Source organism: Litorivita pollutaquae (assembly GCF_003205515.1).
Lineage (GTDB): Bacteria > Pseudomonadota > Alphaproteobacteria > Rhodobacterales > Rhodobacteraceae > Litorivita > Litorivita pollutaquae.
This window is the reverse complement of the sequence record NZ_KZ826483.1, coordinates 223,518-243,794: the sequence shown is the minus strand read 5'-3', so window position 1 is coordinate 243,794 and position 20,277 is coordinate 223,518. Positions and strand designations below refer to the sequence as shown.

The window sequence follows — 20,277 nt, the reverse complement described above, 5'->3', positions numbered from 1 at the left end:
CGGGTGCCGCATCCCATTTGACGACCGGACCTCTCATGACCCTTGATGCTACGCCCGACCTGACCTGCACCGATTTAACCAAACGCTTTGGTGATGTGAGGGCGGTGGACAACGTGTCTTTCACCGTGCCTGCGGGATCGTTCTTTTCGATCCTCGGCCCGTCCGGATGCGGCAAGACCACAATCATGCGGATGATTGCGGGGTTCTTGGAGCCGACGAGCGGCGACATTTCGATCAAAGGCCGGTCGGTTTTAAACGTCCCGCCCAACAAACGCCCCGTGAATATGGTGTTCCAACATCTGGCTTTGTTCCCGATGATGAATATCGCCGAAAACATCGGCTATGGGTTGCGCCGGCGCGGGATGGGAAAATCCGAAATCACCACCAAAGTCGGCGACGCGTTGGAGCGGATCGGATTGCCCGACATCGGCACGCGCAAGGTGGACGAATTGTCCGGCGGACAAAAGCAGCGTGTGGCGATTGCCCGCTGTATGGTTCTGGAGCCGGATGTTTTGCTTTTGGATGAACCGCTTGGCGCGCTCGATCTCAAGTTGCGCGAACATATGAAAGTCGAGTTGAAAGCGTTACAGGCCGCCTTTGATACCACATTTGTTTACATCACCCATGACCAATCCGAGGCCTTGGTGATGTCCGACCAAATCGCAGTAATGAACCAAGGCGTGTTCGAACAAGTCGGCACCGCGCGCGATCTCTATTACCGCCCTGACACGGCTTTTGTGGCCGGATTTGTTGGCGAGGCAAACCGATGGCGCGGCGCGATCACCCGCATCCAGAGCGGCGAGATCGAAATGCAAACGCCCGAGGGATTGACCCTGCGCGGCACGATGACCGGCACCGCCCCTGCCATCGGGCAACAGGCCGACATGTTCTTGCGCCCCGAAGCCATCAACCTTGCCGCCGATACGGATGGACTTGGCGGTGCGCAAAATGTCCTGTCGGGTGTGGTCACCAGCCTGCTGTTTAATGGCGCGGCCAGCCGGATCATCGTGCGCGAGGCGCAGACCGGCGCGGATATCGAGGTCACCCTGCCGCAATCGGGGGCCTTTGCCAGTCTGTCCAAAGGTGACGGCGTGCATCTGGGATGGCAAGCCGCACAGGCCAATTGCTTTGCGGCGGGAGAGGCCTAATGCGGGACGGCACGCGCCTTGGGTTTATCTTGCTGCTGACGCCTTTGGTGTTGTGGCTGACGCTGCTGATTTTCATCCCGCATGTGGATATGTTTTTGGTCTCGCTGCGCGAACGGGTGGGGGTCGGACAATACGACACAAGCCTTGCCAACTATCACACATTCCTGACCGAGCCGCTCTATCTGTGGACGTTTTTGCGCACGGCAGTGATGTCGGTGGTCGCCACGGTGATCACTTTGCTGATCGCCTTTCCGGTGTCCTACTACATCGCCAAAATCGCCAAAGGGCGGCTCCAGTCGACGCTGTTCTTAATGTGCCTGATCCCGTTCTATGTCTCGGAATTGGTGCGCACATTCGGGTGGATGATCCTGTTGCGCGAAACCGGCATCGTGTCGAACCTTTTGCAATGGGCGGGATTGGCCGATCAACCGGTCGAGATGCTGTATAACGATGCGGCGATCATGATCGGGTTGGTTTACACCTCGATGCTGTTCATGGTGGTGCCCTTGGTGACCACCCTCGAAAGCCTTGATGATGCGGTGATCGAGGCGGGGTATGATTTGGGCGGCAACGCATGGAGCGTGACGCGCGAAATCGTCATCCCCCATGCCGCGCCGGGCATCGTGTCGGGGTCAATCGTGGTTTTCATGCTGTCGCTTGGCAATTACCTGACGCCCACAATGTTGGGCGGCAAAGACAGCCTTTGGTTCACCGAACTGATCTATTCGCAATTTATCGTGCGGTTCAATTGGGAATTGGGCGCGGCCTTTGGATTTATGCTGCTGTTCCTGTCATCCATAATCGTTTGGGGCATGCTCAAACTGACCGGCCAGACCTTAGAGAAGACAATGGGGTGAAGGTTCTATGATTCCGTCCATTCCGCAATCTCGATCCCTGCGCGCCCTCTATGGCGCTTATATCGCGCTGTTTTTCCTTTATCTGGCGCTGCCGCTCAGCGTCGTTGCCGGTTTTGCCTTTAACGACAGCCAATTCCCCTCCCTGCCTTGGGAGGGTTTCACATGGGATTGGTTCTTTGGCGACACGCGCCCGAAAATTGGCGTATTCCACGAGCGCCCGATTTTGCGCGCTATCGGCACATCGGCCTTCATTGCATTGATGGTGTCTATCCTGTCGGTCGCCGTCGGCCTGTCCAATGCGTTTTTGTTCAACCGCTATGATTTTCGCGGCAAGGGCGTGCTGTATGTGTTGATGCTTTTGCCACTGGTGATCCCCGGCATCGTTTTGGGCATCTCGATTTTGGTGTTTTCATCGACGGTGGCGAATGCGGCATGGGATGCGGCGCAGATCGATATCGAGGCGCTGCGTCCGGGGTTGGTTCTGGTGATCTTGGGGCAGTTTTCCTTCATCACCACCATCGCCACATTGGTGATTTCGGCGCGGTTGCAAAAATTCGACCGGACCTTGGAAGAGGCCGCGTTGAACCTTGGGGCGGGGCGGCTCACGGCGGTGCGCACGATCACCCTGCCCTATTTGATGCCAGCGGTGATCGGCGCCGTGGTTGTGGCGTTTTTGATGAGCTTCGAGAATTTCAACACCACGCTGATGTTGGTCGGATCGGATGCGCCATTGACCGTTGCGATGTTTGATCGCCTCAAAGAGGGATCAACGCCTTTGCTCAATGCGGTGTCGCTGTTGCTGATGTTGGGATCAAGCCTGTTGGCGCTGGCGATGATCGCGTTTCAACGCAAGAAATAATCCCTGGAAGTCACCAACAGCGGGAGGGGCTAAGGCCGGCCTGCATGCGCCCCTCCGATCCTGTAATCGGTCTCTTGTACTGGCTCTTGCTTCACCGGCCATCCCGATATTGGCCTGCGCGGGCTTTGGCCGCACGCCGCGCCGCGTGCAGAAGCGGTTCTGTATAGCCGGAGGGTTGCGCCATCCCTTTAAAAATCAAATCACGGGCCGCCTTGAAGGCAATTCCGTCAAAGCCCGGAGCCATCGGAATATAGGCCGGATCATCGGCGTTTTGCGCATCAACCTTTGGTGCCATTCGGCGCAAAGAAGCATCAATTTCATCGCCCGAACACACCCCGTGCAACATCCAATTGGCCAGATATTGCGAGGAAATCCGCAAGGTGGCGCGATCCTCCATCAAACTGACATCGTTGATATCAGGCACTTTCGAGCAACCCACACCTTGATCGACCCAGCGCACCACATAGCCGAGGATCGATTGGCATGCATTGTCCAATTCATGCGTGACCTCATCATCCGACAGGTTACGACCATGCATCAAAGGCAGGGTCAACAGCGCCTCTTTCGAGGCTTTCTCGCGGGTTTTGAACTGCTGCTGCAAGGCGGCGACATTGACTTGGTGGTAATGCGTGGCATGCAATGTCGCCGCCGTGGGCGAGGGCACCCACGCGGTGTTTGCACCGGCTTTCGGGTGGCCGATTTTCACCTCGAGCATTTCGGCCATCATGTCGGGTTTCGCCCACATGCCTTTGCCGATCTGTGCCTGTCCGGCGAAACCGCAAGCCAATCCGGTATCGACGTTGCCCGCCTCATAGGCATCCAACCACACCGCGTCCTGCATCTCGGTTTTTGGGATCACCGCGCCGCCTTGCATCGAGGTGTGGATCTCGTCGCCGGTACGGTCCAAAAAACCGGTGTTGATAAAAACACAGCGGTGTTTGACGGCCTTGATACAGGCGGCAAGGTTGGCTGAGGTGCGGCGCTCTTCGTCCATCACACCCAATTTCACCGTATGCGCCGGCAGGCCAAGGAGTTGTTCAACACGGCCATAAAGCCGATCGGCAAAGGCCACCTCTTCGGGGCCATGCATTTTGGGTTTGACCACATAGATCGATCCGGCGCGCGAGTTTTTGCGATCATTGCGCGCCAGATCATGCATCGCGGCGGCGACGGTGACGGCGGCGTCAAGCATCCCTTCGGGGGTCTCCTTGCCGTCTATCATCACCGCATCTGTGGTCATCAAATGCCCGACATTGCGCACCAATAGAACCGCGCGGCCCGGGTGGGTGACCTTTTGACCATTCGGGTCCGTATAGATCACATCGGGGTTCAAACGGCGGGTCATAACTGCCCCGCCCTTCTCGAAGCTGTCACGCAATGTGCCGTCCATCAGGCCAAGCCAATTGTCGTAAACCACGCATTTGTCTTCGGCGTCCACCGCTGCAACGCTGTCCTCGCAATCCTGAATAGCTGTCACTGCGCTTTCGAGGCGGACATCGCTGATCCCTGCCGGATCGTTTTTGCCGATGGGGCTTGTGCGGTCCACGACCACCTCGATCAACAATCCGTTTTTGCGCAACATGATACCGCCGCCCGCCGTGGTTCCGGCAAATTGCGCCGGATCGGCAAGGCCGGTCTCTAACCCGCCGGTGGTGATCAACACCGTCTCGCCGGTTGGAACCATGGCCTCGACATTGGCCCAACTCCCGCCGGCCAAAGGCGCGACCTTGTCCAGATGCGCGCGTGCCCATGCGATGACCTTGGCCCCGCGCGCGGCGTCAAATCCTTTGCCTTCGGGCGCACCGGGGATGGCATCGGTGCCGTAGAGCGCATCATAAAGCGAGCCCCAACGCGCATTCGCCGCATTCAACGCGAACCGCGCATTCATCACCGGCACGACCAATTGCGGGCCTGCGATGCTGGCGATTTCGGCATCGACATTCTCGACCGATATTTCGAAGGGCGCGGGCTCGGGTTCAAGATATCCGATCTCGGTCAGGAAGGCGCGATAGTCTTCCGCATCGATTTCGCGCCCCTTACGCGCCAAATGCCACGCGTCGATCTGCGATTGCAACTCTTCACGTTTTGCCAAGAGCGCGGCATTCACGGGCATCAAATCGCGCAGCATCGCGGCATAGCCGGACCAAAACGCATCGGGCGTCACCCCCAAGAGCACCTTGCGTTCAATCAGATCCGCAAGTGGGGCAGCAACCGAAAGGCCGTGGCGGTCAACGTAATCAGTCATGGCAATCTCCTTTGTTGCCACGTTTCTATGGCAGGACTTGCAGAACTTCTCGTTTTGGGAATAAGTTTTTCACAATGTGGAAAGCCGCGCGCCCTAAGCGGCCAGACCGCGCGAAAAATCAGCACAAAGGCGCCATCATGCATGTTCAGAAATCCGAAGGGGTGCAATCGGTCACCCGTGCCTTGCGGTTGCTGACCCTGCTTAGCCAATCTGATGAAGGGCAGCGGGTCAGCGATCTGGCCCGCGATGCGGGGCTGGCCGTCTCCACCGCGCACCGGTTGTTGACCACGCTGGAGCAAAGCGGCTTTGCGCAATTTGCCGCCGACGAGGCTCTTTGGCACGTGGGCCGCGCCGCGTTTTCCGTCGGGGCGGCCTATACCCAACGGCGCAATTTTATTGCTCCGGCTCTGCCATTCCTGCGCAGGCTTCGCGATCAAACCCGCGAAACCGCCAATCTGGGTCTACTGGATGACGATCAATTGGTCACGGTTTCACAAGTCGAAAGCCGCGAAATCATGCGCGCCATTTCTCCCCCCGGCGGCCGGGTTCCGGTGTTTTGCTCCGGCATGGGCAAAGCGATTCTCGCCACCTGGACAGATGACCAAATCGCCGCCTTTGCTGCGCGCAGGGGCTTCCATCCGCTGACACCGCGCTCGCACCGCCATTTGGACACGGCGATGGAGGATATCGCCCGGGTGCGCGCCCTTGGCTATGCCGTGGACGACGAAGAACATGTCACGGGATTGCGCTGTGTCGCCGCCGTGGTGCAGGGTCCGCAAGGCGATGCCGCATGCGCGATCTCGGTCTCCGGACTTGCGGCACGGCTGACGCCGGAACGCATCGCAGTCATCGGCGCGCAGGTCAAAAAGGCGGCAGACGACCTGATGACAGCCTTGGGCGGACGCGTATAAAAGGCATTGTAACGGGGCGTGCCGCGACAGGAAAACACATCAGGCCTGCGCCCGTAAGCCAACCGAGCGGCGCCCCAAATCATCGTCGCCCGTCGCTCGGGGTTCGGAAGGGTCCGATGCCTTTCGCGGCCGGCGCTGCGGCGCCTATTCGGGCCTTCGGTCACTGCGTGCCGTTCATCACATCGGCAAAACTGTGGACATACCGCGCACCCGTTTGTGCCGCCCGATCCGGCATAGGCCTGCGGTCCGATTGCGCGTGCTCTTTTCTGATTTGGCGGACCGCAGGGCGCGCCCTACCCCACTTGCCGCCCGTGGCACCAGACGCCCCGGATCACCGGGGTGCCTTGAATGCGGGCGATGCGCAAAACATCCGCGTGCAATCCTTGGGCAATCCGGCCGCGATCGGTCAATCCGCTGGCGCCAGCCGGAGCGGCCGTAACGGTGCGGATGGCACGGGGCAAATCATCCCAAAGATCCGCCAGAAGAAAGGCCGCCGTCAGCAACGAGGACGGCACATAATCCGACGACAGAATATCCAAAAGATCCAGTTCGGCCAGTTCATGCGCCGCGACGTTGCCCGAATGCGACCCGCCGCGAATGAGGTTCGGCGCGCCCATCATCACCTTGATTCCCGCCGCGCGGCAGCTTTGCGCGGCCTCGGCAGTGGTCGGAAATTCCGCCAAACGGATACCATGTGCGGCGCTGGTCGCGACGTGATCCGCCGTGGTATCGTCGTGACTAGCCAAAACCGCGCCAAAGCGGTTGGCGGCGGCCACGGTCATTTTTTCATGCTGCGCGCCATAGGTTTGCCGCAGGGACAAAAGCTGTGCGACATGGGCGTCAAACTCCGGATCTGTCAGACCTTTTTTGCCCTGCACATACTCGCGCAACTTGTCGAGATCACGAAATTGCCTTTGCCCCGGCGTGTGATCCATCAAGGAAACGATGCCAACGCGGTCATCGACGCCGAACTCGGCGATCTCTTCGACCAATGTGGCCGAGCAAACTTCGGCCCGCAAGTGCAAATAGTGGTTGATCCGCAAGGCATCGGCAGCGCGCAACTCCCATAATTCCGTAGCCAGATCGCGGGCATATTTGTTGTATCCGGTCCGGCTGTCGGGGATCGATCCGACCCGCATCGCGTCAAACACCGTAGTGATCCCGACCGAGGCCAATTCGCCGTCATGGGCGAGAATCGCCGCTGCATGCGGCCAATCCACCCGTGGGCGCGGTTGAATATGACGTTCCAGATTGTCGGTGTGCAACTCAATAAGGCCGGGGATGATCAAATCCCCCTGCAGATCAATTGCACCTGCGGGCACTGCCGTGCCGGTAAACACGTCTGCAATACGACCATCGCGCATGGTGAGACCGCCGTGCATCACCTCCGCATCAAGAACAAGGCAGGCATTGGCCAGCGTTACATCGGTCATCGGATTTTCCTTGGGTTAAGCGCGGCTTGAGCCATGTCATCATGGCTGGAGTATGGTGAATTGACCGGCAGTTTCATGCGGCGGCTCCAGCACGGCGCAAAACCGCAGCAAGGGCGTCCACCGCAAGGCTCAGGTCGCCGGAATTGTCGATCTCGATCACCTCGATCCCTAGGGGTAAAGGCAGCGAGGCCCGCGCCACACGGTCGGCGATCTCGGCTGCGCTCTCACGGTCGCGTGCCCGCAAACGCGCGGTCAAGATCTGTGGTGCGGCGGTGATATGGATCACCTGCAAATCAGGGAAAACACGGATGGCCTCCGGCAGGATACCGCGCGAGCCGTTGAATAGAACCGGTGCAGGGCCGGCGCGCAGCCTCTCGATGCTGCGCTCGATTCCGTAGCTGAGGCCATGCGCGTGCCAATGCAGAACGAAGCGCCCCGCCGCGCGGCGACGGTCGAATTCGGCTTGGCTGACACCCTCGAAATCCTCGCCGCCTGCCGCAGCGTCACGGGTGATGACGCGGCGCACGATTTGTAATTGTGGCATCTGGTCTTTCAACGCCCCAAGCACGGTATCCTTGCCCGCCCCCGAGGGACCGACAACCGTATAAAGCGGCGCAGTCATGCCACACGCCGGGGCGTAAATTGCGAAACGTTGACCTCGCGGTCCGCCACGCGCATGCGCGCTTCGCTGTCGTGAAAGATTCCGATGATAGCAGCGCCGCGCGCCTTTGCCTCCTCGATTAACCCCATCACGGTTTCGCGGTTGGTCGGATCCAAGGAAGCCGTAGGTTCATCAAGCAAAAGCGCCGGAAAATCATGGGCAAAGCCGCGCGCGATATTGACGCGCTGTTGCTCACCGCCGGAAAAGGTTGTGGGCGACAAAGACCACAGGGTGTGCGGAATATTCAGCCGCGAGAGCAGATCTCGGGCGCGGTCATGGGCTTCATCACGCGCCACCCCGACGCTCAATAAAGGGTCGGCCACCACATCCAATGTCGCCACCCGGGGCACAACGCGCAAAAACTGGCTGACATAGCCCAATGTATGCTGGCGCAGGGTCAGGATCTCGCGCGGCGCGGCGCGGGCGACGTCAACATCCCCCACCTTCAATGTGCCGGATGCCGTTAGGTAATTGCCGTAGATCATGCGCATCAACGTGGATTTCCCCGCCCCCGAATTGCCGGTCAATGCAATACATTCGCCGCGCGCGACGTCGAATGTGGCCCCCTCCATAACGGGAATGACCGCGCCGCCTTGATTGTGCAGGGTGAAGGATTTTGAGACATTTTCAAGCCGGATCATCAGTTACACCTGCAAAATTGAAGACACGAGGAGTTGCGTATAAGAATGCTGCGGATCGTCGAGCACTTGATCCGTGAGGCCGTGTTCGACCACATGACCGGATTTCATTACCATCAAGCGATGCGCCAACAATCGCACCACCGCCAGATCATGGGTCACGATGATCGCCGAAAGACCCATGTCGCGCACAAGACCGCGCAACAGATCCAACAAACGCGCCTGCACCGAGACATCCAATCCGCCGGTCGGTTCATCCATGAACACCAATCGCGGGCCCGTCACCAGATTGCGGGCGATTTGCAACCGCTGCTGCATACCGCCGGAAAACGCCGAGGGGCGGTCATCGACGCGGGTCTCGTCGATCTCGACACGGCCCAGCCAATCAATCGCCTCATTACGGATATTGCCATAGTTGCGCGCCCCGACGGCCATCAAGCGTTCGCCGACATTGCCGCCCGCCGAGACCCCCATGCGCAACCCGTCTCGGGCATGTTGATGCACAAAAGCCCAATCGGTGCGGCCTAGCATCCGGCGCTCTGGCTCGGACATCCGGCGGGTGTCGCGGGGACCATCGGCGCGGGTGTCAAACACCACTTCGCCTTGATCCGGTTCCAAATGCCCGGCGAGGCAGCTGAGTAATGTGGATTTACCCGACCCGGATTCCCCCACGATGCCAAGAACTTCGCCAGGATATAGGTCAAAACCTACATCCGCGCAGCCGATGCGGTGCCCGTAGGTTTTGCGCAGGTCGCGCACAGACAAAAGCGGTGTGATAGGCGCGGTCATGCGGCGTCCTCCTGCGGCGACAGGCGGCCACGATGACCGGCCTCTTGCCGCGTTGTGCAATAATCGGTGTCCGAGCAAACGAACATTCGCCCCCCCGCATCATCGGTGATCACCTCATCCAGATAGCTATGCGTCGCCCCGCAAAGATCGCATGGGTGCGCGGCCTTGGATGCCTCAAACGGGTGGTCCTCGAAATCAAGGCTGACAACGCGGGTAAAGGGCGGGATCGCGTAAATCCTTTGCTCGCGCCCCGCGCCGAACAATTGGATCGCGGCGCTTTCCAATTTGGGGTTGTCGAATTTCGGGATCGGTGAGGGATCCATCACATACCGCCCCTCGACCTTGACCGGATAGGCATAGGCGGTGGCGATATGACCGTGGCGCGCAATGTCCTCGTAGAGTTTGACATGCATAAGCCCATACTCCTCAAGCGCGTGCATTTTACGGGTTTCGGTCTCGCGCGGCTCCAAAAACCGCAAAGGTTCGGGAATCGGCACTTGGTAAACGAGGATTTGATCCTCGCGCAGCGGCTCTTCGGGAATGCGGTGACGGGTTTGGATGACACTGGCCTTGCCGGTTTTCTCGGTGGTGGCGACCTGTGCGGTGCGCTGGAAAAATTTGCGGATCGACACGGCGTTGGTGGTATCATCCGCGCCCTGGTCGATGACCTTGAGGGTATCATCAGGCGTCAGGCACGCCGCCGTGACCTGCACGCCGCCGGTGCCCCACCCGTAGGGCATCGGCATTTCGCGGCTGGCAAAGGGCACCTGATATCCCGGGATGGCAATCCCTTTGAGAATGGCGCGGCGGATCATCCGTTTGGTTTGTTCGTCAAGATAGGCAAAGTTGTAATCAGACATCGAAAGCCACCATTTGCGTAGAGTTATCAGTCAGGCGATCGGGCGCGGGGCAGATATGCTCTGTGTGGTCCGCGCCGATCTGCACAAAACCCTGCGCTGTTTTCAAATCCTCATGAGAGGTGGCACGGGTCCGGCCTATGCCCTTCTGCGAGTCGGCACAGCGACCTGCGTCACGCCCGACTGTGAGAAATGCAGCACTCATTCTGCGGCCTCCTGTGTCTGCTGCGCCTGTGTCGCCATCGCATCTCCGCGCAGTTTGCGGATCAATTCCAACTCGGATTGAAAATCAACGTAATGGGGTAACTTGATATGCTCCAAGAACCCCGTGGCCTGAATGTTGTCGGAATGAGCCAGAACAAACTCTTCGTCCTGCGCAGGGACGCCCACATTGTCTTCGCCAAGCTCCTCCCACCGAAGGGCGCGATCGACCAGAGCCATGGAAATGGCCTTCCGTTCGGTTTGGCCAAAGACCAATCCATAACCACGAGTGAATTGCGCCGGTTCGGTTTTCGATCCGGCAAACTGGTTCACCGTCTCGCATTCGGTCAGGGTGATCTCGCCAATTTCGATGGCGAACCCAAGCTCGGGAATATCCATTTCAACCGGCACTTTACCAATGCGCAATTCGCCCACAAAGGGATGGTTGCGGCCATATCCACGTTGGGTCGAATAGGCCATGCCAAGCACAAATCCTTCGTCGCCGCGTGTCAAAGCTTGCAAGCGCAAAGGGCGGCCTGCGGGATATTCCATCGGCGCGCGGGTCATATCGGGCGGGGTCGTATCACAGGGTGCCTCGGTCTGGATCAAGCCTTCGTCATTGAGGAAATCGGTGATGCGGGGCATGTCGCCACCTTCGGCCGCGCCAGTCGCGGCAGCGGGGGTGCTTTCTTCGGCTCCCGCTTCTGCTTCTGCTTCTGCTTCTGCGGCGAGTTTGAAATCAATCAAACGGTGGGTGTAGTCAAAGGTCGGTCCCAACACCTGCCCGCCGGGGGCATCTTTATAAGTCGCTGAAATCCGCCGATCACAGGCCATTTTGCCAGTCTCGACCGGATGGGAGTGTCCGATGCGTGGCAATGTGGTGCGATAGGCGCGGATCAGGAAAATCGCCTCGATCAAATCGCCGCGCGCTTGTTTGATTGCCAATGCCGCAAGATCGGGATCATAAAGCGAGCCTTCGGCCATGACACGGTTCACTGCGAGGGACAATTGTTCGCGGATTTGCGGCAGCGACAGTTCCGCCACACCCAAGTCACCGCGCCGCTCTTCATCAAGCCATGCATGGGCGTTATCAATCGCCTTCTCGCCGCCTTTGACTGCAACATACATCTACAGATCCTCCACGCGAGTGCTGCGCGGCAGAGCGGAGATGTGGTGCCCCGCCGAGAAATAGAAATCCACCCCCAAGGGAAAGGCCATGTCACGCCGCGCGTCGATGCCGCTGGGCAAGCGCATTTCGGCGCTGATCTCGATGCCCGGTCCGGTCAAATGGTGTGTGGGCGGGGCATGCGCCTCGACCTCGACAATCAACGTGGCAGAGCGGTCGGGGTATTCGGCGGTGCCATGGAAAAATTGCCCGAGCGGCATCAAATCTTCCCAGTGGCCCAAGGCGAACATCGCCTCATGAGCCCGCGCGGCGGGGACAATCGGCGCGCCGGTGTGAAACGCGATCCACTGACGCACGGCGGGGCTATCGTGACCTGCGCCCAGATAGATCGGCGTTTCCGCATCCACCAACGTCAAAACCAACGTCGCCGCCGCAACAGACATCGGCGCAGGGCCGGTTGCACCCTCTATCGTTTCGATCCGGCCCGGCCGCGCCAAGGCCGAAAGCGCCGCGCGAAATCCGGCGGCGGCCTGTTGAGGGGCCTGTGCGAATCCGCCTTCCAATGCGTGATCCAACATCAATCTTCTCCTCGTACCAATGTGAAAAAATCAACTTTCGTTCTGGCGGCTTTTGCGGCGCGGGCGGCTTGTTCCGCCTGTTTGCCGGCCTCCAGTGGCGTCAAGACGGCGGCGCGCACGGCTTCGGCGCGGGCGGTTTGCATCAGGGCATCCACCATCGCGGCCTGTTCAGCGTGGCGCTTGCTGCGGCCCTGCACATATCCATGGCCGGTCTCGCCGGTGTCCAATCGCAAAGCACAGCGGGTCACAGTCATTTCACCCAAATTAAAGGCCGCGCCGGTGCCCCCCATCCGGCCCCGCACCATCACGCCGCCAATCTCCGGCGCGCGCAGCCAGGTGAAGGACGGCAACACTGCTTCTTCGGCATATGCCTCGACCTTTGCGGCCAGATCCACGGCGGAGGATTTGGCCAAAAGCCCCATCCATGCTTGGCGCGCGGCGTGGGGCGAGGATTGGCGAGGGTCGTCCGGCGCTTTGGCCGGCTGGCCACTTTGCTGGCGGGCGTGATCCGAAGATCCGGGGGTGTGCGCAATGCTCATCTAGACACCTTGCTGGTTTGTCCAAGTTAATATACAACTAGACAAATATTAGCGGCCGCCTGTGAGAGCGGCAACAACAATACTATGAAGATTTGGTGACACATGACCCGAACCGCGATCTGGACCTCTATCGCCGCCACCCTTGAGAGCGAAATTGCAGCCGAGCTTTATACAGCCGGAGACAAGCTGCCGACCGAGGCTGCTTTGGCCGCGCGCTTCGGGGTCAATCGCCATACGGTGCGGCGGGCCTTGGGCGATCTTGCGGATCGCGGATTGCTTCGGTCGCGACGCGGCGCGGGGGTGTTTGTCGAAGCGCCGCCAACAGACTATCCCATCGGGCGGCGCGTGCGGTTTCACCAAAACATCGCCGCTTCGGGACGGCTTCCCGCCAAAGAGCGCCTGCGGATCGAAACCCGCGCCAGCAGCACACTTGAAGCAGAGGCCTTGGAATTGGCTGCGGGGGAACGGGTCGTGGTTTATGAGGGTTTATCGATGTCCGGAAACGCGCCCTTGGCACATTTCATATCGGTTTTCCCCTTGGGGCGCTTTCCTGATATCGCCGAGACATTCGCGACCATCACATCGGTCACCGAAGCCCTGCGCCAAAACGGAGTGGCGGATTTCACCCGGCGCGAAACACGTTTGACCGCAGAAATCGCAAGCCCCACGCAGGCCCTACACCTGCGACTGCGCGACGGGGATGCGTTAATGAAATCCGTGGCGATCAACGTCGACGCGCACGGCGTACCTGTCGAACATGGCACCACATGGTTTGCAGGCGAGCGGGTGACATTGACCATCACACCCGAATGATCCCCGAGGGGACACATTCTTTATGCAGGCTTTATGCGGGAAATTCAGCGGTCTCGTATTTGTCCAAAAATACCTCGATCGGCGCGGACCGGAAATCATCCAACCGCTCGCGCAGGACCGCATGCGGCCAATCCCACCACGCCAATGCCATCAACCGATCTACGATCTGCGGGGGAAACCGCGCCCGCAGCGGCGTCGCCGGAACACCCGCAACAATATGATAGGGCGGCACATCTTTGGTCACCACCGCCCCCGATGCGATCACCGCGCCATGGCCAATGGTCACGTCGGGGCGGATCACTGCGCCGTGGCCGATCCATGTGTCATGGCCGATATACACGGTGCGAGCATGGCGGCGATCAAAAAACTCCGCGTCCGCCCCGGCCCCGTCCCAATAGTCGCCGGACCGATAGAGAAAATGGTGCATAGAGGCCTGCGCCATCGGATGATCGGTCGGGCCGATGCGGGTGAAGCTGGCGATATTGGCGAATTTTCCGATCTCCGCATTGGCAATATCGGCATAGCGATCGCAATAGGAATAATCGCCCATTTGCACCCGCGATATGCGGCTGCCTTTGCCAATTTCGACGTAGCGGCCAAAGGTAGCGTTGCCAATCTCGCAATCGGGATGGACAAAGGGCGTATCTGCATCAAGCCGCGTCATGGGACCGCTCGTCTTTGCCCTTGATCAACCGCGCGCGCAATTTGCCCGACAGCCAATCCATCATCATCACCATCAGAACGATCAAGATGATATAATAGCTGACCTCTTCCCAATCCTTTTGGGTCAGCATGGCTTGGGTCAGCAACAAACCAATACCACCACCGGTGATTGCGCCGATGATCGTGGCCGACCGGGTATTGGATTCCAGAAAATACAGCACTTGGCTCAACAACACCGGCGTCACCTGCGGGATCACGCCAAAGCGGTAGCGTTGCAAGGGTTTGGCACCGGTCGATCGAATGCCCTCGATCTGTTTGCGATCGGTGTTTTCCAAAGCTTCGGAAAACATTTTGCCGAAACTGCCGGTGTCGGTGATCAGGATCGCCAAAGCACCGGTCAAAGGCCCCGGCCCGAAGGCGCGGGCCAAAACGATGGTCCAGATCAAAGCATCCACACCGCGGAAAAAATCAAACACCCGCCGCGCCGCAAATCGCACTATCCGCAAGGGCGCAAAATTTTTCGCCGCCATAAAGGCCAGCGGCAGCGCAACAATCGCCGCCCCGAAGGTGCCCAGCGCCGCCATCAAAATCGTCTCGAACAACGCCCCCGCGACCATATCGTGATGCCACATAGGGTTGTGGAAAAAATCGTTCCAGATCGCACCCGCTTCGCCCGATGTCGCGCGGCGCAGCAATTCGCCCAAAGGCATGCCGTGATAGGGGCTTTGCAAGGTGAAGAAGAACAATTCCCACCCGGCCTGATATTTGAACACCTCGGCTTTGGTGCGGGTGACGTTGAGGCGGCCCGCATCGGTGGTCATGGCCACGCGCGATTTTGACACGCTGGCCCATGCGGGGACGGTATCATTGGGGAATGTCACATCGACGCCGTTCGCGCGGCTGGCTGTAATGGAGATCACGCCGTAATCGGGAATGGTCCATGTGGTGACATCGCCCAAAGAGACGAGATTGCCGCGCCCCAGATCGACGAGCGTCGGCGCTCCATCGGTGCCCAATGTGACCCACTCGGGGGCGGTGCCTTCGGAGTATTCGCCTTTGCGTTCGCCCTCAATGGCGACGGAAATGCCTCCGTCGCGAGTGCTGCGGGTGACGTGGGTTTTATAGCTATAACTGTCCGCCACCAAGGTGCGGGCATTGTCGAGACTGGCCCGCTCGCTTAGGCCCGCGATATCAAACGCAAAGAAGATATAGATGAAATAGGCCACGATTGCCGCAGGCAGGGCAAAGCCGATCATCCGTTTGCGGGAGATGACGCGCGCGGCCTGACCGTGCAGCATATCGATATTGGTCGCGGCGGTGCTCATAGCGTGGCCTCCAGTTTGCGGTTGCCATGGGTGAGCCGGTCACGCAGCGCCGAGGAGGCTTGATCGACGATCACGATGGTGACGAAGAGCAAGACAAAGATTGCGCCGGCCTCGTCATATTTGCCGGTGCCCCAGGACATGGCGTTTTTCAATTCATACCCGATGCCCCCTGCCCCGACGAACCCGAGGATCGCAGAAGCACGGATGTTGATCTCGAACCGCAAGAGCGCATAGCTGAGGTAATTGGGCGCGACCTGCGGGAAGACGCCCAGCGCCATGCGTTGCACCCATGTGGCGCCGGTGGATTGCAACCCCTCGACAGGGCCAAGCGCGGCGTTTTCATTGACTTCGGAAAACAGTTTGCCCAGCGCACCTGAGGTGTGAAACGCAATAGCGACCATCGCGGGCACCGGCCCGCCACCCAGCACAAAGATCAGGATCAGCGCGATAACGATCTCGGGGATGGCGCGCATGATATCCATGATCCGCCGCACAACAGGAATCGCGCGCGGCCAAAGCGCCAAGCCCCGCGTCGCCAAAAGCGACAGGACGATGCCGATGATCGCACCCAAAAGCGTCGCGGCCCCTGCGATGTTCAACGTCTCGCTCAACGCCGGAAGAAAATGCATGAAATGGGCCGGAAATTCGGCCAGCTTTTGTGACGCCTCGCCGATGACTTCGGCCGGAAAATCCAGCAACCGGTGCAAACCGCTCCAAAATCCGCCTGCATTGCGGTCATCGGCGGTGTGGAACCCCGCGACCATGATCGCGATGAACAACACAAGAATAATGGTGTCATAGCTGCGTTTGCGCCGTGTCAGCGCGAGATACTCAGCGCGGATATCATCCACGTTGCGGGTTAGATCGGTCATGTCGGGATCAGCCTATACATCAGCCAGTAAAACGACGGGCCCCGCACAATGCGAGGCCCGCTTGGGGAGGAAAGCCGGTTTAGTTGGACTTCAACTTGCGCGCTTCGATGATCACTTCGTAGGCCTCATGGGTGATCGGCATAAAGCCTTTGGCATCCCCTTGCAAAACCCCATAGGCACAATCGGCATCCATGGATTTGAGCGACGCCATCAAGGCGGTCATTTTCAATTTCACGTCCTCGGGCAGCGCCTTGCGCAAGACGATAGGGCCTTCGGGGATCGGTTTGGATTTCCAGATCTCGACCAATTCGTTCATATCGATCAAACCGGCATCCACAGCTTTGCGCAACGCGCCGGAACTGTAACCATCTTCCCAATCGCCAAGACCATCGGCCCATGTCACGCCCGCATCGAAATCGCCATTGTTGACGCCCACGATGGTTTGCTCATGGCCGCCCGAGAATTTGACCTCACCGAAATAGTCACCCGAAGTCATGGAAGCGCCGGTGGCTTGCGGGATCTCGATCGAAGGGATCAGGAAACCCGATGTGGAGTTGGGATCGCCAAAGCCAAAGGTCTTGCCCTGCATGTCATCAAGCGAGGTGATGCCGCTGTCTTTGCGGGCGAACCCGACCGAATAATAGCCATAGCCCCCATCATTGTTGACCTTGACGAGAACGGGATCAACCGCTTCGGGGTCCGACAAGAAAACCTTGGCATACCCCGATGCGCCCAACCATGCCATATCGATGGTTCCGCCAAGCAGCCCCTGGATCACACCGTTGTAATCGGCGGGCGCGAAGATTTTGGTTTCAACGCCAAGCAGGTCAGCGGTTTTCTCGCGCAGGCATTCGTTGCTGTTCAAGCGATCTTGAGCGTTTTCGCCACCAAGGATCCCGATACGGAATTCATTGATCTCTTGCGCAAAGGCGGGGGTGGTCAGGGCGGTGGTTGCCAATACGGCAGCAATCAGCTTTTTCATGGTCGGTCTCTCCGGTTGGTGTGAAACCCGGAGCATTTCCTGCGCCCCGAGTGCTGAATTGAAAGGGCGTTAAGCGGGGATCGGTGCCCTGTCCGGGCGTTCCAATGCGTCGATGCTGGTGCTGGTTGCGGATTCGGAAAATCCGGCGTCAGCACCATATATGTCACGCGCCGCACCGGTGGTCAGCTGTTCGGGGCTGCCGTCAAACACGACGCGGCCCGCGCGCATCCCGATCACACGGTCGCAATACCGGCGCGCTGTGTCGAGCGTATGCAGGTTTGCAATCACGGTGCGCCCGTCTTCGTCGTGGATACGGCGCAGCGCTTCCATCACGACCTGGGCATTCATCGGATCAAGCGAGGCAATCGGTTCATCCGCGAGGATAATCTTGGGATCCTGCATCAACCCGCGAGCAATGGCGACACGTTGCTGTTGTCCACCGGACAAAGCCTCGGCCCGTTTCGATGCATGCCCCGCGATGCCAAGCCGGTCGAGGATATCAATCGCGCGGTGAATGTCCGATTGCGGATATAGATTGAATAGGGAGGCGACCGTCGAGCGGCGATTGAGCGTGCCGTGCAAGACGTTCGACACCACATCCATGCGCGGTACGAGGTTGAACTGCTGAAAGATCATCGCGCATTCGGATTGCCATTTGCGCATCCCGGCCCCGCGCAGAGCAAGAACATCCTGCCCCTCGAACCGTACCGCACCGCTGGTGGCAGGGGTCAGGCGGTTCATCATCCGCAACAGGGTGGATTTACCCGCCCCCGACGCGCCAATGATGCCGATCATCATCGGGCGATCAATGTGAAAGCTCACGTTGTCCACGGCCATATTCGCGCCGAAGCACTTTGTCAGGCTCTTCAATTCGAGCATCATGTCCCCCTTGGTGTTGCGGGGGACATAACGGCAGATCTATCAACGGGATGTGACGGAACTGCAAAACTTTTGTGACGCTGTAGCCGGATACAGAGAAAGCGGCATTAGAGGCGCCGCATAGACACCCGCCAGTTCAATCGCCCAACTGTCACAGGGCGGACTTCCAAACGCCGGGCTGTCACACGGTGGGCTGCCAAACGCAGGACCGGCCGACTTTTTCGCCTGAAAATTTACCCTGCGGGCTGACCGATGACCCTGCGATTTCGGACGCGCAAAGAGAATGGCACCAGCGATCCGGCGCCGGGATCACGCCACCACAAAGCGACCTCAGGAGGACTGCGCGGGGTCACGCCCGACCGAGCGCAACAAGACCGCAGCCACAAGGTCACCCGTGACGTTGACCGCCGTCCGGCACATGTCCAGCAAGCGGTCCACGCCGAGAATGATCACCATACCCTCGGCAGGGATGCCCATGTTTGTGGCGACGCTGACCAGAATGGCGATGCTGACCCCCGGTGTGCCGGGTGCGCCGATACTGGAGGCCACAAGCGTCCCAACCACCACAGCGATCTGAACCGTGGTCAATTCCACACCCGAGAGCTGCGCGAGGAACAAAATGGCCACCGCCTGATAGAGGGCGGTTCCGGCCATGTTCATTGTTGCCCCCAGCGGCACAACCAGATTGGCGATATTTTCAGGCACACCAAGCTCGCGCGCCGATTGGATCGTCACCGGCATCACGGCCGACGAGCTTGATGTCGAAAACGCCAATATCAGATTGCTGCCTGCCGCTTTCATCAACCGCAGCGGCGTGATCCGCGCAAAAACGAGCGCGATCAGAAGGTAGAGAACCAACAGGATCACAAGCCCAAGCAACACAGTCCCGACATATCCTGAAATGCCGATCATGGTTTCAAATCCCATACGCATCACCAGTTGCGCCATCAAACCGAACACCGCGAAAGGCGCCAGAAACATGGCCCATTTCACAATATTCATCGAGATCGACAACAGCGCTTCCATCAAGGCCAGAAAAGGCCGCGCGCGTTCGGGCTGAACCTGTGTGACCGAAATGCCAACCAACAAGGCCAAAACAACAACTGCCAGCATGTCGCCTTGGACGATTGAGGCGGTGGGGTTTGTGGGCAAAATCTCGACAATCATATCGGGCACCGATGCCTGATCGCCCGGCACGGGCAAATCGGCTGTATCACCGATCTGCGACGGCACGCTTGGCGCAGAGGGTGCTTGCGAAAAACCGGCAAGCCCCACGCCGGGCTGCAACCATTGGGCAAGCGCCGCACCGATGACCGAGGCCACTGTCGTGGTTGCAAGAATGAACGCCGCAAGCCGCAAACCGACCGACCGCAATTCTTCGCCGGACCCAGCCCCGGAAAGCCCTTCGACAATCGAAGAAAAAATCAACGGCACCAGAACCATCGCGATCAAGGCCAGAAATATCCGCCCTGGCAATGCCAACCAATGCCCGACCATCTCGGCGGTGTCCGCAGGGACAAAGCCCGCAGGCTCGCTCAGCAACAAGCCGAGACCAAATCCGAGAACCATGCCAAGAATAACCTGCGCCCATAGCCGGGAGGTCATCCAAACCCGCAATTTGAAACGCTGTTGTGAAATACGCATCGTGCTATCTTGTGTATTGCTTGCCATGGCGGGGCCTTCTCATGATCAAGTGTTGGAGCGGCGCCAACATCTTCTTTGCGCCTGCGGTCACAGCACAGGCCGCACTCTGTTTTGCGCGCCCCGTGCCGTCCATCGGGTGCCGACATCCCCTGCCGCCCATCCGGTGCCTTGAGGGGGCTGGCGCGCCATTCGTTTGCGCCGGATGCTCTTTGGCTGGCAAGCAATAGCGCCAGTAGGGCGGCGCAGGGACAGCACGA

At 59.3% G+C, this 20,277-nt stretch carries 20 protein-coding genes; 5 read left to right on the top strand and 15 right to left on the bottom strand.

Annotated elements, in window-relative coordinates; translation table 11 throughout:
* Positions 1–35 precede the first annotated feature (35 nt).
* Genes DI396_RS07700 through DI396_RS07690 form a run of 3 tightly spaced genes read left to right on the top strand, consistent with a single transcriptional unit; the run spans position 36 to position 2,864 of the window.
* The gene (locus tag DI396_RS07700) at positions 36–1,148 is read left to right on the top strand and encodes an ABC transporter ATP-binding protein (protein WP_110795612.1); all 1,113 of its coding nucleotides are present in this window, start codon (positions 36–38) and stop codon (positions 1,146–1,148) included.
* Complete coding sequence (locus tag DI396_RS07695) at positions 1,148–2,005, top strand: ABC transporter permease (protein ID WP_110795611.1); 858 nt, start codon at positions 1,148–1,150, stop codon at positions 2,003–2,005. Before DI396_RS07700 ends, DI396_RS07695 begins: the two co-directional genes overlap by 1 nt.
* 7 nt (positions 2,006–2,012) lie before the next feature.
* A complete protein-coding gene (locus tag DI396_RS07690; RefSeq protein ID WP_110795610.1) occupies positions 2,013–2,864 on the top strand; it encodes an ABC transporter permease in 852 nt (283 codons plus the stop codon).
* Between the two features lie 91 nt (positions 2,865–2,955).
* Here DI396_RS07690 and DI396_RS07685 read toward each other — a convergent pair whose 3' ends face one another.
* Entirely contained in the window at positions 2,956–5,109 is a 2,154-nt protein-coding gene (locus DI396_RS07685) for a malate synthase G (RefSeq protein WP_110795609.1), read from the bottom strand.
* A gap of 137 nt (positions 5,110–5,246) precedes the next feature.
* Between DI396_RS07685 and DI396_RS07680 the strand changes: the two genes are divergently transcribed.
* On the top strand, positions 5,247–6,020 hold the full coding sequence (locus DI396_RS07680) for an IclR family transcriptional regulator (RefSeq protein ID WP_110795786.1): 774 nt from the start codon (positions 5,247–5,249) through the stop codon (positions 6,018–6,020).
* 293 nt (positions 6,021–6,313) lie between these two features.
* Here DI396_RS07680 and DI396_RS07675 read toward each other — a convergent pair whose 3' ends face one another.
* The 8 genes from DI396_RS07675 to phnG all read right to left on the bottom strand — a co-directional run bounded on the left by DI396_RS07675 (position 6,314) and on the right by phnG (position 12,842).
* Positions 6,314–7,453 (bottom strand): alpha-D-ribose 1-methylphosphonate 5-triphosphate diphosphatase, encoded by a 1,140-nt coding sequence (locus DI396_RS07675; protein WP_110795608.1) that lies wholly within the window; start codon positions 7,451–7,453, stop codon positions 6,314–6,316.
* A 73-nt stretch (positions 7,454–7,526) separates the two neighbouring features.
* Entirely contained in the window at positions 7,527–8,075 is a 549-nt protein-coding gene (gene phnN / locus DI396_RS07670; RefSeq protein ID WP_110795607.1) for a phosphonate metabolism protein/1,5-bisphosphokinase (PRPP-forming) PhnN, read from the bottom strand.
* The gene (gene phnL / locus DI396_RS07665) at positions 8,072–8,755 is read right to left on the bottom strand and encodes a phosphonate C-P lyase system protein PhnL (RefSeq protein WP_110795606.1); all 684 of its coding nucleotides are present in this window, start codon (positions 8,753–8,755) and stop codon (positions 8,072–8,074) included. The genes phnN and phnL overlap by 4 nt, the downstream gene beginning before the upstream one ends.
* A 3-nt stretch (positions 8,756–8,758) precedes the next feature.
* The gene (gene phnK, locus DI396_RS07660) at positions 8,759–9,529 is read right to left on the bottom strand and encodes a phosphonate C-P lyase system protein PhnK (RefSeq protein WP_110795785.1); all 771 of its coding nucleotides are present in this window, start codon (positions 9,527–9,529) and stop codon (positions 8,759–8,761) included.
* A gap of 8 nt (positions 9,530–9,537) precedes the next feature.
* Positions 9,538–10,401, bottom strand: coding sequence for an alpha-D-ribose 1-methylphosphonate 5-phosphate C-P-lyase PhnJ (locus DI396_RS07655; RefSeq protein WP_110795605.1), 864 nt, complete (start codon positions 10,399–10,401; stop codon positions 9,538–9,540).
* A 198-nt stretch (positions 10,402–10,599) separates the two neighbouring features.
* Positions 10,600–11,727 (bottom strand): carbon-phosphorus lyase complex subunit, encoded by a 1,128-nt coding sequence (locus tag DI396_RS07645; protein WP_110795603.1) that lies wholly within the window; start codon positions 11,725–11,727, stop codon positions 10,600–10,602.
* A complete protein-coding gene (gene phnH, locus DI396_RS07640) occupies positions 11,728–12,303 on the bottom strand; it encodes a phosphonate C-P lyase system protein PhnH (RefSeq protein WP_110795602.1) in 576 nt (191 codons plus the stop codon).
* Positions 12,303–12,842 carry a phosphonate C-P lyase system protein PhnG gene (gene phnG, locus DI396_RS07635; protein ID WP_110795601.1) on the bottom strand — a complete coding sequence of 180 codons (540 nt, stop codon included), beginning with the start codon at positions 12,840–12,842 and terminating at the stop codon, positions 12,303–12,305. Before phnG ends, phnH begins: the two co-directional genes overlap by 1 nt.
* A 102-nt stretch (positions 12,843–12,944) precedes the next feature.
* Between phnG and phnF the strand changes: the two genes are divergently transcribed.
* Positions 12,945–13,655 (top strand): phosphonate metabolism transcriptional regulator PhnF, encoded by a 711-nt coding sequence (gene phnF, locus DI396_RS07630; RefSeq protein WP_110795600.1) that lies wholly within the window; start codon positions 12,945–12,947, stop codon positions 13,653–13,655.
* Between the two features lie 31 nt (positions 13,656–13,686).
* Here phnF and DI396_RS07625 read toward each other — a convergent pair whose 3' ends face one another.
* The 6 genes from DI396_RS07625 to DI396_RS07600 all read right to left on the bottom strand — a co-directional run bounded on the left by DI396_RS07625 (position 13,687) and on the right by DI396_RS07600 (position 20,047).
* Positions 13,687–14,319, bottom strand: coding sequence for an LbetaH domain-containing protein (locus DI396_RS07625; protein ID WP_110795599.1), 633 nt, complete (start codon positions 14,317–14,319; stop codon positions 13,687–13,689).
* Positions 14,306–15,643 (bottom strand): phosphonate ABC transporter, permease protein PhnE, encoded by a 1,338-nt coding sequence (gene phnE, locus DI396_RS07620; RefSeq protein ID WP_110795598.1) that lies wholly within the window; start codon positions 15,641–15,643, stop codon positions 14,306–14,308. Before phnE (DI396_RS07620) ends, DI396_RS07625 begins: the two co-directional genes overlap by 14 nt.
* On the bottom strand, positions 15,640–16,515 hold the full coding sequence (gene phnE, locus DI396_RS07615) for a phosphonate ABC transporter, permease protein PhnE (protein ID WP_110795597.1): 876 nt from the start codon (positions 16,513–16,515) through the stop codon (positions 15,640–15,642). Before phnE (DI396_RS07615) ends, phnE (DI396_RS07620) begins: the two co-directional genes overlap by 4 nt.
* Positions 16,516–16,594: 79 nt before the next feature.
* Positions 16,595–17,497, bottom strand: coding sequence for a phosphonate ABC transporter substrate-binding protein (phnD, locus tag DI396_RS07610; protein ID WP_110795596.1), 903 nt, complete (start codon positions 17,495–17,497; stop codon positions 16,595–16,597).
* A 69-nt stretch (positions 17,498–17,566) separates the two neighbouring features.
* Positions 17,567–18,376: a phosphonate ABC transporter ATP-binding protein gene (gene phnC / locus DI396_RS07605; RefSeq protein WP_110795784.1), complete on the bottom strand. Its 810-nt coding sequence runs from the start codon at positions 18,374–18,376 to the stop codon at positions 17,567–17,569.
* A 330-nt stretch (positions 18,377–18,706) separates the two neighbouring features.
* Complete coding sequence (locus DI396_RS07600; protein WP_110795595.1) at positions 18,707–20,047, bottom strand: dicarboxylate/amino acid:cation symporter; 1,341 nt, start codon at positions 20,045–20,047, stop codon at positions 18,707–18,709.
* Between the last annotated feature and the right edge of the window lie 230 nt (positions 20,048–20,277).